The sequence below is a fragment of the Kribbella sp. CA-293567 genome (assembly GCF_027627575.1).
In the GTDB taxonomy this organism is placed as follows: Bacteria; Actinomycetota; Actinomycetes; order Propionibacteriales; family Kribbellaceae; genus Kribbella.
On the sequence record NZ_CP114065.1, the window covers coordinates 46,210 to 62,551 of the forward strand.

At 65.4% G+C, this 16,342-nt stretch carries 17 protein-coding genes; 7 read left to right on the forward strand and 10 right to left on the reverse strand.

Translation table 11 applies throughout. The features are described 5' to 3' along the window. Positions 1-48: 48 nt before the first annotated feature. Positions 49-828: an enoyl-CoA hydratase/isomerase family protein gene (locus tag OX958_RS00225; RefSeq protein WP_270134821.1), complete on the reverse strand. Its 780-nt coding sequence runs from the start codon at positions 826-828 to the stop codon at positions 49-51. Positions 829-1,055: 227 nt separating this feature from the next. Between OX958_RS00225 and OX958_RS00230 the strand changes: the two genes are divergently transcribed. After that, on the forward strand, positions 1,056-1,982 hold the full coding sequence (locus tag OX958_RS00230; protein WP_270134823.1) for an SH3 domain-containing protein: 927 nt from the start codon (positions 1,056-1,058) through the stop codon (positions 1,980-1,982). A 68-nt stretch (positions 1,983-2,050) separates the two neighbouring features. Here the strand turns inward: OX958_RS00230 and OX958_RS00235 are convergent, their stop codons facing one another. After that, on the reverse strand, positions 2,051-3,340 hold the full coding sequence (locus OX958_RS00235) for an FAD-binding oxidoreductase (protein WP_270134824.1): 1,290 nt from the start codon (positions 3,338-3,340) through the stop codon (positions 2,051-2,053). Positions 3,341-3,431: 91 nt separating this feature from the next. Here OX958_RS00235 and OX958_RS00240 point away from each other — a divergent pair, with 91 nt between their 5' ends. Then, on the forward strand, positions 3,432-4,178 hold the full coding sequence (locus OX958_RS00240) for a phosphotransferase family protein (RefSeq protein ID WP_270134825.1): 747 nt from the start codon (positions 3,432-3,434) through the stop codon (positions 4,176-4,178). A 23-nt stretch (positions 4,179-4,201) separates the two neighbouring features. Here the strand turns inward: OX958_RS00240 and OX958_RS00245 are convergent, their stop codons facing one another. The 3 genes from OX958_RS00245 to OX958_RS00255 all read right to left on the reverse strand — a co-directional run bounded on the left by OX958_RS00245 (position 4,202) and on the right by OX958_RS00255 (position 6,178). Then, entirely contained in the window at positions 4,202-4,960 is a 759-nt protein-coding gene (locus tag OX958_RS00245; RefSeq protein WP_270134826.1) for a class I SAM-dependent methyltransferase, read from the reverse strand. Between the two features lie 42 nt (positions 4,961-5,002). Beyond that, on the reverse strand, positions 5,003-5,146 hold the full coding sequence (locus tag OX958_RS00250) for a hypothetical protein (protein WP_270134827.1): 144 nt from the start codon (positions 5,144-5,146) through the stop codon (positions 5,003-5,005). Between the two features lie 114 nt (positions 5,147-5,260). Next, positions 5,261-6,178 (reverse strand): LysR family transcriptional regulator, encoded by a 918-nt coding sequence (locus OX958_RS00255; protein ID WP_270134828.1) that lies wholly within the window; start codon positions 6,176-6,178, stop codon positions 5,261-5,263. 108 nt (positions 6,179-6,286) lie between these two features. On the opposite strand from OX958_RS00255, the gene OX958_RS00260 reads away from it, so the two are divergent. After that, positions 6,287-7,213 (forward strand): phosphotransferase family protein, encoded by a 927-nt coding sequence (locus OX958_RS00260; protein WP_270134829.1) that lies wholly within the window; start codon positions 6,287-6,289, stop codon positions 7,211-7,213. Positions 7,214-7,354: 141 nt separating this feature from the next. Next, the gene (locus OX958_RS00265; protein WP_270134830.1) at positions 7,355-8,302 is read left to right on the forward strand and encodes a GlxA family transcriptional regulator; all 948 of its coding nucleotides are present in this window, start codon (positions 7,355-7,357) and stop codon (positions 8,300-8,302) included. A 37-nt stretch (positions 8,303-8,339) separates the two neighbouring features. On the opposite strand, the gene OX958_RS00270 is transcribed toward OX958_RS00265, so the two are convergent. Then, complete coding sequence (locus OX958_RS00270; protein ID WP_270134831.1) at positions 8,340-9,347, reverse strand: zinc-dependent alcohol dehydrogenase family protein; 1,008 nt, start codon at positions 9,345-9,347, stop codon at positions 8,340-8,342. A gap of 245 nt (positions 9,348-9,592) precedes the next feature. Between OX958_RS00270 and OX958_RS00275 the strand changes: the two genes are divergently transcribed. Further along, the gene (locus OX958_RS00275; RefSeq protein WP_270134833.1) at positions 9,593-10,075 is read left to right on the forward strand and encodes a peptidase inhibitor family I36 protein; all 483 of its coding nucleotides are present in this window, start codon (positions 9,593-9,595) and stop codon (positions 10,073-10,075) included. A gap of 242 nt (positions 10,076-10,317) precedes the next feature. Here the strand turns inward: OX958_RS00275 and OX958_RS00280 are convergent, their stop codons facing one another. The 4 genes from OX958_RS00280 to OX958_RS00295 all read right to left on the reverse strand — a co-directional run bounded on the left by OX958_RS00280 (position 10,318) and on the right by OX958_RS00295 (position 12,821). Further along, positions 10,318-10,704, reverse strand: a complete 387-nt coding sequence (locus tag OX958_RS00280; protein ID WP_270134835.1) for a hypothetical protein — start codon at positions 10,702-10,704, stop codon at positions 10,318-10,320. Between the two features lie 487 nt (positions 10,705-11,191). After that, positions 11,192-11,596, reverse strand: coding sequence for a hypothetical protein (locus OX958_RS00285; protein ID WP_270134836.1), 405 nt, complete (start codon positions 11,594-11,596; stop codon positions 11,192-11,194). Positions 11,597-11,644: 48 nt separating this feature from the next. Beyond that, positions 11,645-12,250 carry a peptidoglycan-binding domain-containing protein gene (locus OX958_RS00290; protein ID WP_270134837.1) on the reverse strand — a complete coding sequence of 202 codons (606 nt, stop codon included), beginning with the start codon at positions 12,248-12,250 and terminating at the stop codon, positions 11,645-11,647. A gap of 64 nt (positions 12,251-12,314) precedes the next feature. Continuing rightward, a complete protein-coding gene (locus tag OX958_RS00295) occupies positions 12,315-12,821 on the reverse strand; it encodes a glycosyltransferase family 2 protein (protein ID WP_270134839.1) in 507 nt (168 codons plus the stop codon). Between the two features lie 200 nt (positions 12,822-13,021). On the opposite strand from OX958_RS00295, the gene OX958_RS00300 reads away from it, so the two are divergent. Both OX958_RS00300 and OX958_RS00305 read left to right on the forward strand, forming a co-directional pair. Continuing rightward, complete coding sequence (locus tag OX958_RS00300; RefSeq protein ID WP_270134840.1) at positions 13,022-14,686, forward strand: tetratricopeptide repeat protein; 1,665 nt, start codon at positions 13,022-13,024, stop codon at positions 14,684-14,686. Positions 14,687-15,122: 436 nt separating this feature from the next. Next, a complete protein-coding gene (locus OX958_RS00305; RefSeq protein ID WP_270134841.1) occupies positions 15,123-16,334 on the forward strand; it encodes an IS481 family transposase in 1,212 nt (403 codons plus the stop codon). The last annotated feature ends 8 nt before the right edge of the window (positions 16,335-16,342 follow it).

Here is a 16,342-nt window from a genome sequence, read left to right on the forward strand (position 1 = left end):
GCGACCGGCGTACCGGCGTACGGGGAGTCAGCGTCGCGGCACGCAGAGTCAGTCGTGCCAGGGGAACCGCGGCGCGCGCTTGCCGTGGAACGCGGCGATGCCCTCGACCAGTTCACCGTTGGCGATCGTCTCCCGGTAGCGCTCGAACGCGAGCTGATCTGCGTCCGTGCCGGCGAGAAGCGCGTTGACGGTCTCCTTGGCCGAGCGGATCGTCAGCTGGGAACGCGACAGCAGAGTCGCGGCGAAGCCGGCCGCTGCGGCGTCGAGTTCGTCCTCGGGAACGACCCGGTCGACCAGGCCCTTCGCGTAGGCCTGGTCGGCAGTCAGCAGCTCACCGCTGAACAGCAGGTACTTCGTGGTCGCTGGTCCGACCAGGTCGAGCAGCACCTTGATCGCGGCCGGCGGGTAGACCACTCCGATCCGGGCGGGCGTCACCCCGTACGTCGAACCGCTCGCCGCGAACCGGAAGTCGCAGTTGACGGCGATCTCGAGCCCACCGCCGATGCAGTGTCCCCGGATCACCGCGACGGTCGGCTTCGGGAACTCGCGCAGCGCTGCCTGGGCCCGCAGGTTGTGCGCCCTGAGCTCGGCCATCGGGTCGGCCGGGTCGCTGCCGGAGACCAGTTCGCCGATGTCGGCGCCTGCCGAGAAGCTCGGTCCGGCTCCGGTGACGAGGAGAACCTTCACCGCAGGGTCCGCGGCCAACTCCGCCAGCACGCCCGGCAGCGCCTCCCACATCGCCCGAGTGAGCGCGTTGCGCTTGGGTACTCGATCGATCACGAGGTGTGCCACCGCACCCGTCCGGACGCCGAACCCGAGATCTTCCATGACCGGCAGTCAAGCAGAGTCCACCCCTGCCGCCGCAGGCGAAATCAGCTCCGCTGAGCGTGCGGCATGTTCGCAATACGTTAAAACTCCGCGTCGGTTGGTGGACTCGTCAGGAAGTGTGCTTTGATCCTCCGGTCGATAACGTTTTGATCTCGGCAAGATTGGGTGGAACCGCAGTGGCTGAAGGACGGCATAGACAGGCGCGGCATCGTCAACCGCGCCCGAAGGTGATCGGCCCCGGCATCGTGAAGGTCGCGATCCCCGGCGCCGCGGTGGCACTGCTCGCCACCGGCTCCGCGGTCGCGTTTCCCGACGAGACCCCGCAGCAGAACGTTCCTACCGCCAGCTCGCCCCTGCAGCTGAAGCGTGAGGCACCGACCAGCCGGGACGCCCTTCGTCCCCCGCTCGATCTGACCCTGACCCAGGCGCCGAAGCCGAAGGCGAAGGCCACGCCGGTCGCGAAGCACCTCAAGAAGCAGGCTCCGATCCCGCGCCCGACGTCGATCAAGACGCGCGCCGCCGAGAGCGCCAAGACGGTCCTGCCGCCGAAGATCACCGGCAGCAAGTACACGACCACCGATGTGAACCTCTGGTCCGCGCCGGTCAGCGGCTCGCTGCTGACCGTCCTGGAAAAGGGCACCAAGGTCTCGGTCACCGGCAAGATCCAGGGCGCGTTCGCCGAGGTCGTCAACGACGGCGTCTCGCGCTGGGTCAAGGCGCAGTACCTGGCCGCGACCAAGCCGGTCGACAAGCCGGCCACCGAAGGCAGCTCGTCACAGGCGCCCTGCAAGTCCGGCTCCAGCGTCGAGGACGGCCTGACCCCGGACGCGATCCGGGTGCACCGCGCGATCTGCAACCTGTTCCCGTCCGTCACGTCGTACGGCGGTCTGCGCAGCGGCGACAGCGGCAGCGAGCACTCCAGCGGCCGTGGGCTCGACATCATGGTCACCGGCCAGACCGGCCAGGAGATCGCCGACTGGCTCCGGGCCAACCGCAAGGCCATGGGCGTCAGCGAACTGATCTGGGAGCAGAAGATCTGGACGGTCGAGCGCAGCAGCGAAGGCTGGCGCTCGATGGAGGACCGTGGCGGCGACACGGCCAACCACGTGGACCACGTGCACGTCAGCGTGTACGGCAACTCCGGTACCGCCTGAGTTCCACAGCATTCGCCGAAAGCCCGGCCTCGGAACGATCGAGGCCGGGCTTTCGGCTGCTCCGGGCTTCAGGCCGGCGTCAGGTTGTGGTTCAGGTGGAAGAAGTTGTCCGGGTCGTAGGCGCGCTTCACCGCGCGGAGGCGGATCAGGTCCGCTTCCCCGTACGCCGACGCTGCCTGGCCGGGGTCGGCGAGGAAGTTGAGGAACGTGCGGCCGGTGGTACGTAGTACCGGGGCCAGCGTTGGGACTTCCTGGTCGATGATCAGCGAGTACGACGCCTCGCGGTGGCCGACCGGGCCGGCGTCCGGGCCGGGGTGAGCCATCGCGCCGCCCCAGTGGCGGATCTCGACGGTCTCGTAGGTGAGCTCGGCCAGTGCGTCGAGCAGGTCGTCCGGGAGGGTGTCGAGCAGGTCGAGGTAGCGGGCCGGGGTGCCGCCCATCGCGGACTCGCCGTACGGCGTGGTCTTCAGCTCACCGGCGAGGATCGGGCCGGCTTGGTCGAACAGCGGCTTGAGCAGGTGCTCGGCCAGATCTGCTTCACCGGAATACGAGGCCTTGATCGCCAGGGCGCGAGTAGTTGTGCCGGGGAGGCGGGTCAGCAGGATGGCGGTGCTCAGCTCGTTGGGGATGGTGGCGGACCAGTCGCGGTAGAACTTGAGCGTCTCGGCCGCGTTGTCGACGGCGAAGTAGACGGTGCCCGAGTGCACTTGCGGTACGGCGTACAGGCGGAACTCGAGTGAGGTGACGATGCCGAAGTTGCCGCTGCCGCCGCGGAGCGCCCAGAACAGGTCCGGATGCTCGTCGGCGCTCGCGGTGACCAACCGGCCGTCTGCCGTGACGACCTCGGCTCGGACCACGCTGTCGGCCGCGAAGCCGTACTTGCGGGCCAGCCAGCCAACACCTCCGCCCAGCGTGTACCCGGTGACTCCGACGTCCCGCGAGGAGCCTGCCAGCGGCGCTAGTCCGAATTGACCAGCCGCGTCGACCACTGCGCCCCAGCGGGTGCCGGGCCCGACCTTGGCGAGCTTGCGCTGCGGGTCGACCAGTACCGACGTCATGGCAGTGGTCTTGAGCAGGATGCCGCCGTCAGCCGGCACTCGCGTCCCATGCCCAGTCGCCTGTACTGCGAGCGGCAACCCAAGGCGCCGAGCCGTGCGGACAGCCGCCTGCACGTCTGCTCGACTGCCGGCCTCCGCCACGACCAGCGGGCGAGAGTCGAAGGTGGGGACGACCGACTGCCGCAGTACGTCGTACTGCGCGTCCCCTGGCTGGTGTACGTCGCCACTGAACCCCGAACCGAGCAGTTCGCCCGCAACCTCGCTACAGGTCACCGCTGCCATGTAGGCCTGCACGCTCATCGCACTTCTCCTTCTGGTGTTCCTGCCTCTTGCACACACGTCGAAAGCGATCGGGCCAGATAGACACGGCGGCGGAATATTCTTTTGAGTTATGCCTCAGACGCACTTGGTGACCACGCAGGGCGACCTGGTCACCAAGCAGTACGTCTCCTGCCCCCGCAACGAGCACGTCCGCGAGTGGTCAGCGCTGCACGCCCTACCCCCGGGTCTCGGGCCGAAACCGGTGTCGCTGGACCTAAGCGGTCTAGTGCTGGTGATGTCCTGGGTGCCGGGTCAGCCGCTGGCCGGTGCGCTCACGCCTGGTCAACTGGATGGGCTCGAGGTGGCTCTACGGGCACTGTGGGCTCAGCCGGCAGATGCGCTGGAGCCCATCGGGGTGCCGGAGCTGCTGGCTCGGGTGAGGACCGCCATCGCGTCGTACCGCGGGGAGGGGGTTGTCGGAGAAGCGCATGACGCGGCTGCGGCTTGGCTCGATGGTGGCGAGGTCGAGCGGTTGCTGCTGCCCGGCGTACCGGTGATCGGGCATGGTGATCCCAACCTGTCGAACTATCTGTGGGACGGGGCGCGCGTGCGGATCGTCGACTTCGAGGACGCTGGCGTGAGCGACCTGGCGGTCGAACTGGCCAACCTGGTCGAGCACATTGCTGGCCGGGGTACCGACTGGAGTGGCTTCGCCGATCGCTTCACCGTCGACCAGCGACGACTGCTCAGCGCGCGGCGGCTGTGGGCGTGCTTCTGGCTGACGCTGCTGCGTCCGGGTGAGCCGGCCGAAAGCCGAAACTCACCGGGGACGGGGTTGCTCCAGAGTCAGCGCGTGTTGCGCTTGCTGGCGAGGTAGGCAGCTGATCTGCCCACACCAGTTCACCGATCCACTGCCCTCATGGCGGATGCTAGTACTGCGCGAAACACGAAGAGGCGGGTGTCTTCGGCTACTGGCTGTTGGTGCCAGCCGGCGTGGATATGGATGTCGGTGAAGCCGGCTTGGTGCAGGGCGGTGGTGAGCGCTTCCGCCGTACGGAAGTAGAGAGTGGTGGTGTAGACGGCATCGCTGCCGTCCTCGAAGACGTTGTGGGCGTCGAAGACCACCCGCCCATCGTCTACCTCCGAGACCTCCATCCACTCGCGGAGGTGACCGGCCGGTGTATCGCGTTCGCAGTACGTCGCCTCCGGGGTCCACTGTTCCCAGGCGCGCGCGGCGGGGTTGCGGCTCTCGAAGCTGAGGACTCCGCCGGGGCGCAGTACTGCGGCCAGCGCGTCGAGAACCCAGGGGAGATCGTTGGGGCTGATGTGCATCATCGTGTTCCCGGTGCTGACCGCCAGATCCGCATCGCCGGTGCGCTCGATCGCGCTGGCGTCGCCGTCCACCCAGGTGACGGCGTCAGCGCCCGGCTGCCGCTGCGCGTACCCCAGCATCGTCGCGCTCGGATCGATGCCGATGACCACTCGTCCCGGAGCAGCGAACGCTCTGGTCAGCAGGCCGGTTCCGCAGCCGAGATCGACGATCTTCGTGGCGCCCAGCTCGGCGGCAAGGCCGAGAAAGTACTCGTGATCGTCACCGCTTCCGTTGTCGCCGTCGTACAAACCGACCAGCCGCTCATCGCCGTACGGATCTGCAGTCACAGAGCGCACGGTAGGGGCCGCCGAGGTGAAGCGCGAACGCATTTACAGCGCCGCTGGCTGCATCGAGGCCTCGCGTAGCAGTTCCGCGACCTCGGCCGGCTGTTGGCGGTAGAAGTCGAGCGTGATCGGCGTCCCGGAGTACTCCGTCCGCTGGGTCACGTCGTCGCCGATCTGGAACGCCAGCATCACGCGTCGTACGACTTCCGGGTGGCGGCGACGAAGGTTGCGTCCATCATGCGTGGAGACGGTAACTGCCACCACCGACAGGCACGATGTCTGACGACGGGTCGGACGTGAACTTCATCGTCCCGGACTGCGCCGAGTTGAGAGCTGGTCAGCCAGCTCGTTCGCAGCCTGGACGGCGATGTCGATGGCTCGGGCCGCGAGTGGCGATGGGGTGCGGTCGGCGGGCCAGTGCAGGTACATCTCGCGGGCAGGCGATGGTTGCAGCGGGTGGATGCTGAGCCGCTCGTCGGCCGCGGCATCCGATCCGTGCAGCGCGAGCCACGGCAGTACGGCGGAGCCGATGCCCGCCCGCACCATCGACAGGATGGTTTCGTGGCCGGTGGTTCTGAAGACGATCCGCGGCCGGGCGCCGAAGCCCGCCAGGGATCGCTCCAGCCACTTCTGGTGATAGGTGGGCGGCCAGGCGACCATCGGGGCATCATCGAGCAGCTCGACTCCTACCGGACCGGCGGGGAAGGTTCCGGCACCGGCCACCAGCAGGTAGGGCTCGTCGAGCAGCTTGACATGCTCGACGTTGCCTTCGATCCGGCCGTCATGGAACAACAGGTCGAGATCTCCGAGCTCCGGATCCTCCGGCTGCACCTCCGACAGCCTGATGTCGCACCCGGGATGCTCGTCCAGCAACTGGCGTACGACGGCCGGCAGGATCAGGTTGGAGACACTCTGGAAGGTGCCGATGTCGATCCGGCCGCTGCCCGCGTGGAGGCGGTCGACGGCATCGGTCAACGCCTCCGACTTCGCCAGAAGATCTCGGCCGTGAGCCAGGACCACCTCGCCGAGGGGCGTGATCCGTACCGGCCTGGGTCCTCCCGGGCGATCGAAGACGGCGCCGCCGACGGCCTGCTCGAGCGCGGCGATCTGCTGGCTCACCGACGACTGGGTATAGCCGAGCCGTGCGGCCGCTCGCCCGAAGGTTCCCTCTTCGGCGATGGCGGCCAGGGCTCGCAGATGGCGCAGCTCGACGTCGCCCACGGGTCTCAGCATAATCAGCGGCGATCAACTCGATCGAGAGTCATCGCTTTTGGCGATCTCGTCCTGAAATCCAGTGCGTCGGTCGGCCGCGAGACCTAGGTTCGTGAGATGACCGATCTGTCGCAGTTGGGTACGCCGATCGGGCCGATGATTCGCGTGCGCGGCGGGTTCGCCAACCGGCTGTACCGGCTCGACACCGATCAGGGTTCCTTCGCGGTGAAGGAACTCAACCTCGTCGACCGCCGCCAGACCTACCTGGTCGAGGACGTGTTCAGGTTCGAGCGAGCGGCCTTCGCCGCCGGCATCCCGATGCCGGAACCGATCTCGGCCGACGAGCACACGCTCGTCCATCGGTGGGTGGAAGGCGAGACGGTGCCCGAAGCGCCGGTGCCGGCGGCGTACGCGTTCGAGGTCGGGGAGATCCTCGCGCGCATCCACGCCCTCGACGTCGAGTGGACCCACGGGCCGATCGAGGAACTCGCGCCGCGAGACTGGCCGGAGCTCGCCGAGCGGGCGGCGGCGACCGGGCAGCCGTGGGCCGACGAACTCGCCTCGCAGGTGGAGACGTTCCTCGCGATCGCTTGTTTTGTTGACACCTGCGAACGACCAGGCCCTGTCGTGCTGACCCATCGGGACATCCAGCCATGGAACCTGCTCGCCCAAGAAGGCCGGCCGGTGGTGCTCGACTGGGAACTCTCGGGGTTGCTCGACCTGGCCGGTGAACTCGGCTCGACCGCGCTGAGCCTCGCGAAAGGACCTGGCTTCGACGACATCGAGCCCGCCAGCTTCCGCTCGGTTCTCGACGGCTACGTCGCCGGCGGCGGGACGCTGCCACCATCGGGTCCGAGCTGGTTCGTGTTCCTGATCGGCGGCTGGCTGGGGTTCACGAGGTGGAACATCCTCCGCCGCCTTGCCGGTGTCGAGGCAACCACCGGCCCTGACCTCGCGCTGTCGCAGGAGTCGGCGCGCAACGGCGTACGCGGGCTGCCGGATCTGTTCGCCCGGCTAGCGGAACTCGAGACGCTGCTCCCCTGACACCGACCCTGCTGCTGCTTGCAGTGCATGCTGGCGGCGTACCCAGGCCTCCGCCTCTCCAGGCGTACGGATGGCAGTAATGCGCATACATGCGAGGATGACGACACGGTCGGCACACGTTGACCAGATCGGAGCCAGGTGATGCAGCGACCGCATCAGGTGGTGGTCCTCGTGCTCGACGGGGCGCTCCCGCTGGACGTCGGGATCCCGGCGGAGGTCTTTCATCCGGACTCGGGATTCCCGTACGAAGTGTCGGCCTGCGGGGTCACTGCGGGAACGGTGCCGTCCCATGGCGGCTTCGGCTACGCGGTCCCGCGGGGCCTCGACGGACTGACCGACGCGGACACGATTGTCGTTCCTGGGTACGCTCCGGCGGGCCGGCCGATACCGGTGGAGGTGCGCGAAGCACTCCGGAGCGCCGCATCCCGTGGGACTCGCATCGCGTCGATCTGCTACGGCGCATTCGCCCTCGCGGATGCCGGCCTGCTCGACGGCCTGCGGGCGACGACGCACTGGGATGCGGCGGAGCAGCTCGCGGAGCGGCATCCGCAGATCACCGTCGAGCCGAACGTGCTCTTCGTCGACGAGGGGTCGATCCTCACCTCGGCGGGGGCCGCCGCCGGTCTCGACCTGTGCCTGCACATCGTCCGGTGCGACCTGGGCGTGAGCGCGGCGAACGAGATCGCACGAGGACTCGTCACCGCGCCCTACCGGACCGGGGGCCAGGCCCAGTACCTGCCGAAGGCCAGCTCGGCAGCCCATGGCGAAACCCTCGCCGCGACGCGCGAATGGGCCATGTCGCGGCTCGGGCAGCCGCTCACGATCGCCGGACTCGCTGCGCACGCGCAGATGTCGCCCCGCACGTTCCTGCGCCGCTTCGCCGAAGAGACCGGCAGTACCCCGCTGCAGTGGATCCTCCGGGCACGGGTCGACACCGCCCGCGAACTCCTGGAGAGCACGCGGTTGTCGGTCGACCGCATCGCGGAGCAGGTCGGCCTGGGAACCGGATCGAACCTCCGACTGCATTTCCGCCGGCTCCTGGACGTGTCCCCCTCGGAGTACCGCGCGACCTTCTCCGGTCGGAGCTGACCACCGCGATCATCGCCCGAGTGCCTGGAGCGTTCCGCTACGAGATGCGCTCGGGAAGCGCGACGGTTTCGCCCGTCACATCGATCGCGACCTTGCCGCGGAGACCGTACGACCGCCGGTTCTCCAGCAGCTCGTGAGCCTCGCCCACCTGGGCGAGCGGAAGAGTCGCGCCGATGACCGGCTTCACGAGACCGCGCTCGACCAGCGTGGTCAGTGCGTCCAGCTTTCCTCGGTTCTGGCGGGTGAAGACGAAGTGATAGGCGGCGTTCTTGCCCCAGGCCTCGATCAGGTTCTGCGGCTGCGCGATGTCGACGATGCTGACGACGCGTCCGAAGTCGGCGAGCGTCAGCGGACTTCGTGTCAGCGCGTCCCCACCGATCGTGTCGAAGACGACGTCGACGCCTTTGCCTCGCGTCAGCTCGGCCACGGCATCGACGTAGTCCGTCGAGGTGAAGTCGATCGCCGCATCGGCTCCGAGAGAGCGTACGAACTCGTGGTCGCCGGCTCGCGCGGTGGTGATCACTCGCGCGCCGATCGCCTTCGCGACCTGGATCGCGATCGTGCCGACACCGCCCGAGCCTCCATGGATGAGGATCGTCTCCCCCACGGTGAGCTGAGCTCGCGTCACCAGCGCCTCCCAGACCGTTCCCCCGACGAGAGTCAGGCTCGCCGCCTCCAGGTGACCGAGGTTCTCCGGCTTCCGGCCGACGAGGTCGACGTCGGCAACGTGCTGCTCGGCGTACGAGCCGGGGCCGCCGAAGATCTGGGGCGTGTAGTACACCGCGTCACCGGCGCGGAACTCGGTCACGTGGGACCCGACTTCCTCGATCACGCCGGAGATGTCGTGCCCGATGATCGCCGGGAGCGGCACGTGATCCGGATAATCGCCGCGACGGATCTGGTAGTCGAGCGGGTTGACGGCGGTCGCGTGGACGCGCACCCGCACCTGGCGAGGTTCGACTCGCGGTACGGGAACGTCGCGCAACTCGAAAGCATCGGCTCCTCCGAACCGGGCGAGCACAACGGCCTTCATCAGATCAGTCATATCGGCGTTCCTCATCGTGGTTCTGGGTGCGCGACCGCCGGGACGGGCGGTTCTCACTCAGTGTCGCGTGCACGATTCACGCCCTCCAGTGGCGGCAATGCCAATATCCGCGAGGATAGTGACAAGGCTGTCGCGCGGTGCTCGGTGCTCGTTCGCGGCGGCCTCAGCGCGGCGTCGTACGGATCCAGCGGTACGGGCGCAGTACGGGCAGTGACTCGGCGATCGCGGTTCGTAACGTCTGAGGCATGAATACTTCCCGGAAGTCCTTGATCGCCGTTCTCGGCGCCGTAGCTACCGTGCTGGTACTGGCTTCGCCGGCCAATGCCGCGCCCATCGAGACGAAGCCCACCCAGACGGAGATGGTGCAGCTCGCCGAGCAGACCGGACAGGTGTGGGACGCGCAGAAGCAGGAGCTCGTAGCCGCTTGGGACTGCGCCAGTGGCAACATCTGTTTCTACTCCGCCGAAAACGGACTCGGCGCCGTGTGCCGTTGGTCCGGCAACGACAACAACTGGCTGGCCGCCCCGGGGGTCTGTTCCTGGGCCGATGACGTCAGGCCGAGATCGGTGCGCAACAACGGGACCAACAGCAGCTTGACAGGTGTTCGCTACTACTCACGGGTCGGCTACGTCAACACCGCCGGCTGCACTCCGCGCGGCGGCCGAGGGAACTTCGTCACCCCGGAGCTGCTCCGGTCCCACCAGTGGGTCACCGGCGCGTGCGGCTGAGCACCCGATAACCGGCGGCCGGTCCACCGACCGGCCGCCCGAACCTCTTCCGGCGGAGGATGCTCCTCTCCTCTGCTGGCCGTCCGCACTGACACGGGAAAGGCCTCTCGCTTGCGTTCCCGCAGGTGAGAGGCCTTTTGGTGTCGTTGAGCGGAGGGTGTGGGATTCGAAGCCACGATGACGGTCTGGTCGCCTGAACCGGTCCGGTCAGCTGAAGGAGGGCGACGGCACCGTCGCCCGTGTCAGCTGCCCTTGATGATCTTGGAGTTGCAGCTGTACGGCGTGCCCTTGGGGCCGCTGACCGAGCAGGCGGTCAGGATGATCGAGGTGTTCTCCGGGGTCACGTCCTTGGCCCTGGTGACGCACTTGCCCGCGCCGCCGACGTAGATCCGGGGGTGGTCCTTGAACTTCCCGTTCGTCTGGCGAACCGAGATCCAGCCGAGGACGCCGTCGCCGTTCTTCTTGGTGTCACAGACCTTGACCTTGTCGCCGGAGTCGATGTACTGAGTGAAACCGGCCTTGTTCTGAGCGTCGACGACCCCGTTGGCTGCGTGGGCGGTGGTCGCGGCACCGAACAGCATGACCACGGTAGTAGCGGCGATCGCGGTGCTGGCGGCAACAAGTCTCATGGCGCTCCTTCGAACTGGGTCGGACAATGTTGTCCTCACCGCGAACACCATGCCACGCCCCAGGATCAACCACGTCGCCCCCACGGCTACCGCAGCCGCTATGAGCGACACGGCCACCGTGAGCACGCGCTCCGCCATCAGATCCACCGCCGTCAGGAACATCCCACTCTCTGCATCCCAGACGCCGCCATTGCACGGATTTTGCACGACTGGCCGAAACCGGCGGCTCTTAGCCGGGCGGGGCCGGGACTCAGCCGGACTGCTGTTTCCGCAGGTCAGAGGCTGTTTCCGGATCTGATGAGCGGAGGGTGTGGTATTCGAACCCACGATGACGGTCACCCGCCATACCGGTTTTCAGCTAGGTCGCATCGGTCGAGCTGCTTGAGATGCCTCACCATGACGTCGGCGGACAGCATCTCGGCTACGTCCCGCCGTACGTCTGGCGTGACCACGCCGGGGTCGATCCGCGCTGACCGGCAGCCCGCGCTTATTCCCAGATCCGTATGTTCTTGAAGATCTGGGTGCTCCCGTTGTAGCTGAGCTGCAGGTAATAGGCGTATCCGCTACGGATGTTGTACCTCTTGGAATTGCAGCCGGCATCGTCATCGTCGGTGATCGTCAAGAGGAGGACGTTCTTGGGCGATCCGGACCTCCAAAGCGTGCCTGTTACCGACCGACCCTCCCGCTGCGTATCGCAGACCTTGAACGTATCCGTCTCCGCGTCGTAGTGGGTCATGGCCCCGAGCTGCCGGCCGTCCCGATCGTCCAGGAGCAGGTAGGCATTGGCCGCCTGGGCCGGCCCCGCCGAACCGATGAAGCTAACCGTCAAAGCGGCGCAAACCGCCAGCGCGCGCTTAGTGGATTTGGAGAACAACAGACTTCCCTTTCTCATGAACTGAATGTGTAACAGGCCCGGACGACGCCAGGCCGGGCTCGGTGATTATCTGCACGTCCGCGAGTTGTACGAAACCGTGCGGTACACCCCACCGTCTTGGTCCCAGAACTGATGAACGCCCGCGGTATTGCGGCGAAGCGACTTGCCGGAGGACGATCCGTTGTAATGCCCGGTGCGGTAGCCGGAGGTGTCGGTGCCGAGGTCCTGCAGGTTGTTGCCGGCTCTGGCCCAGCTGAGACGTCCGACCGAGCCATCCGGGGTCAGTCCGCGATCCCGCTGCCAGCGCACGGTGGCGGCATGGGTTCGGTCGCCGAAGATGCCGTCGGTCTCCCGCAGATCCAAGTAGCCGTCGGCCTCGAGTACGTGCTGCCAGAGGCACGTGACGTTGGAGACGCGGTGGGTGCTGACGTTGACGACGCCTTCGTCGTCCCAGTCGTCGACGAGGCCTCCGGAGCCCCGGAAGTACGCCTGACCGGTATAGGAGCCGTCCGCAGCCGCCTGGCCGGCCCCGATGGCCACCCCTGCGACCGATGCAACGGTCAACGTGATCGCGGCGGCCGCGCGCCGAATGCCGATCCTGCGCCTGACCGGCACGCGTTGTGCCGTGTCGTCGAGCTTCTGTTCGTCTGTGTCCGTGCTCCGGATCGCCATGGCCCGAAACCTACGACCGGACGCTGTCATTCTGCTGCCCGTACCTCACCCGTACCGGCGGCAGTCATCGATAGGGTGTTCGGATGAGTCTTGCGGGTTCCCCGCCTCTTGTGCAGGCAGAGGCGGGGAAGGTCGTCGCGATACGCGCCAGGTTCGTCTGATGACGGTTCTCGAAAGCCAAAGCGCGCAAGCGACCTAAGACAGAGCCCCCTGCCCGCTCAACGATGCGTCCCGCAACAGCGATATCAGGACCAGATAGATCCTTTGACAACCTGTTTAACCAATCCGACTCAGGCACGGTGTCATCGTCTAGAAAGCCGACGAACTCACCGGCGGCTTGCTCCACAGCCCGATTCCGAGCAACACTCACACCTTGCGAAATCCCGAGCTGCACCAGTAGCAACCGATTGCACTGAGAATGCAGAACTGCACCGCCGAAGTCAGGTTCAGAGCTACCATCAATAGAGACGATGACCTCGAACGGCGGCGGTCCATCCTGACGCGCCAGCGCATCGAGGACCCCGCGCACCGAGTACCGGCCGACGGTAGGTACCACCACTGAAACCGTCATATCGCTCCTTCGACCGTAACTCAACCCAGCTCAGCTAGCCCTCTAGCTTACGGGCAACTTAGAGGACCCCGAACATGCCCATCTGGGGCCTCCCCGCGCCACTGGTCCTACTGCAACTTCAGCTGGCACTCGACATGTAGCGGTGCGGTACATGTCCGTATACGCTCTTGCCCCCAGATTAGAAGACAAGGCGGCGGTACGTGAAAAAGCAATTATGGGATGGTCTCGGAAGGTTCTCGTACGATAACAGATGGCTTATCCCTGGGCTGGCCATAGCTTCAAGCGTCGCACAATTTATACTATCCAAACTTATCGTCGCCATCTCATTTGTCGCAGTACTTTCGTTTGTCCTGTTTCTCTCAGCCCTCTGGTCAGTAGCGAAACAATCGAATGCTGTTCGCCCTGAAATAGTGGATGGCGACTCGGCCGACGAGAAACCGGTGGAGATGGAAGCACCTTCGTTGCCTATCGGTATCGATGATTCGAAAGTTGGTGAGGGCATCGAGATATCCAGCCTGCCGGAGGCAACTGATGATTCGAGTCCGGCCGATGATGCGGAAGCTCGATACATGGAAATCTCAACCGAGCTTGCAGACAAGGGAGACGTAAAGAGCCTGCAGGCTCTATATGAAACCGAGATGGCTAAGACCGCATCTGACGAAGAACGAAATAAGAAGCGGGCCTGGTTTGAGTACGCATATGTACATGCTGGAGACTCGGGAAGAACTTCAGAGAGTCTAGAATCTCTCAAAAAGATGGTAGAAGATAGACTCGCCCCACAGGAGAACATTCTCACTTTCTACGCGGGCGCGCTCGCTATACTCGGCGAAACCGACGGGGCAATTGGAGCGCTCCTGCAGTATTCGGAATTATTCACACTCAACGATCGCGTTTCGGCATTGCTGAACGCTGCCGACTATTATGGCAAGTCGGGCCGTCATGATGAAGGTATCGCGCTGCTAACTCCGATCCTGTCCAACCGAGACGTCGATGACACTCAGCGAGCTGAGGCTTGGAAGTACATCGGTGACGGAGTCAAGGCGCGAACACCGATGCAGGCTATGGCGAGCTATGAACGAGCTCTCAAACTATCACCAGCAAATACCGCTGCGCGCTTCAGCTTGGCTTATCTATATTCCAAGCACGGATTCCACATACTTGCGAGATACCATTACGGCGTAACCTATAACGCAAATCTAGCAGTACCTACAGCGACCAATAATCTCGGTGCTTGCTTAGTGGCACTGGAATTGCCGGGTCGAGGGTTCGCTATGTATAATCGAGCGGGTGAGGAGGGTTCAGCATTAGCCTGGGCAAATATGGCCCACATGCTTATCGAAGCTGGTGACTTCGAGCGAGCAAAACAGTGCATCGAAAAAGGTGCTGCCCTCAGCGACAGCGAAGATCGCATTATCTCTGCGCGAGAGTCGCTTGCGACCGTTATCAAAACAGAATCTGAAAGAGCAGAAAAACTTAACAACGACGCGGTTCTGCTACGAGCAGCTATGGCTGACGCCCTCGATGCCCCCGCGATAGACCTGAACCGCATGTCGGGCACGTGGAAGCTAGACGACGAGAGGGAGATAGTCCTGACTGCCGCCGGTGACACCCTCAGCGGAAAAGACAGTAAGAAGAAGAATCTAGTTACGCTGACTCTGAAGGACGGCGAACTAGCCGCCGGGGTGCGTCCGAGCGAGTTCGAACCAATGGTTCACGGGTTCGCCTACTGTAAGGACGACCAGATCGTGTTGCTCTTATCGGAAGTGTCCAGAGACACCGAGCGTATTGTTCGTTTGTCTCGATCCGGATCCCATGCCCATCTGGCCCTCGGCGCTGCAGTTTCTGCCGAAGGATCATCCGGCTGAGCATCCATATCTACGCCCGACAAAGGCCCTGGTTGTGGTTCCCAACAAAGATGGGGCGTTCTGTCAGTTCGAGGGGGAAGTGACGACACCACGCCACCGGCATGCCATCTCGGCACCCAGGACGCCTTCCCGCCCTGGTCAGGGGCTTGCAGAGTGTGGTCTGTAAATCTGTCCCCGTGGCGTCCAGATCACCATGGCACGCATTTGGCACAGACGGCCGAAACTGGCCGCCTTCAGTCGGACGCGGCCGGACACGGCCGGACATTCGCAGGGCAGCCCTTCAGCCTGCGTTTCCGCAGGTCAGAGGCGCTCTCTGGTTCTGGCGAGCGGAGGGTGTGGTGTTGTGGTTCAACACATCGGCGACAGGTGTCTCAAGACATAGGCGACACGTGTCTCAGGTGATCGGCGACAGGCTGGTCGGGCTGGACGCTCGGGCATGTCGAAGGCTCGGTTGGTCATCACGGCCCTGTTCATCGAGGGACAGACAGCCTCGGAGGTCGCCGCGCGGTACGGCGTCCATCGGGCTTGGGTCTACAAACTGAAAGCGCGGTATCTGGCCGAGGGCGAGGCAGCGTTCGAGGCACGCAGCCGGCGTCCGAAGACCTCACCGCGGGCCACCCCGGCCGAGACGGTCGAGCTGGTACTGGCGCTGCGCAAACAGTTGACCGAGCAGGGTCTGGACGCGGGCGCGGACACGATCGGCTGGCACCTGGGTCATCACCATGCCACCGTGCTGTCACGGGCCACGATCCACCGGATCCTCGTCCGGGCCGGGTCGGTCGTACCGGATCCGGGCAAGCGGCCCAGGTCGTCGTACGTGCGGTTCGCCGCCGAGCAGCCCAACGAGTGCTGGCAGTCCGACTTCACCCACTACCGCCTCACCACAGCGGCCGGCCGGCCCGGGACAGACGTAGAGATCATCAGCTGGCTCGACGACCACTCCCGCTACGCCCTGACGATCACCGCCCATGTTCGGATCACCGGCCAGATCGTGCTCGCCAGCTTCGGTGAAACCGTTGCCCAGTACGGGATCCCGGCCTCCACTCTGACCGACAACGGCATGGTCTACACCACCCGGCTGTCAGGTGGGAAAGGTGGCCGCAACGGCCTCGAGACCGAACTGCGCCGCTTGAACATCACCCAGAAGAACTCCCGCCCGAACCACCCCACCACCTGCGGCAAGGTCGAACGGTTCCAGCAGACGATGAAGAAATGGCTGCGCGCCCAACCGATCCAGCCCACCACCCTGAGCGAACTCCAGACACTGCTCGACACCTTCACCGACGAGTACAACCAGCGCCGACCACACCGGTCCCTGCCGCACCGAGCAACCCCTGCCACCGCCTATGCCGCGCGCCCGAAAGCCACCCCAGGCACCGACCGGACCGGCGAGGTCCACCACCGGGTCCGCACCGACCGCGTCGATCACACCGGCGTGGTCACCCTGCGCGTCAACGGCCGGCTCCACCACATCGGCATCGGACGAACCCACGCCCGAACCCACGTCCTGATCCTCGCCCACGACCTCGAAATCAGAGTCGTCGACGCCGCCACCGGCGAACTCCTCCGCGAACTCACCCTCGACCCCACCAAGGACTACCAACCCACCGGCCGACCCCCAGGACCAGCCCGCAAACACCCCAAATGACAACAGCT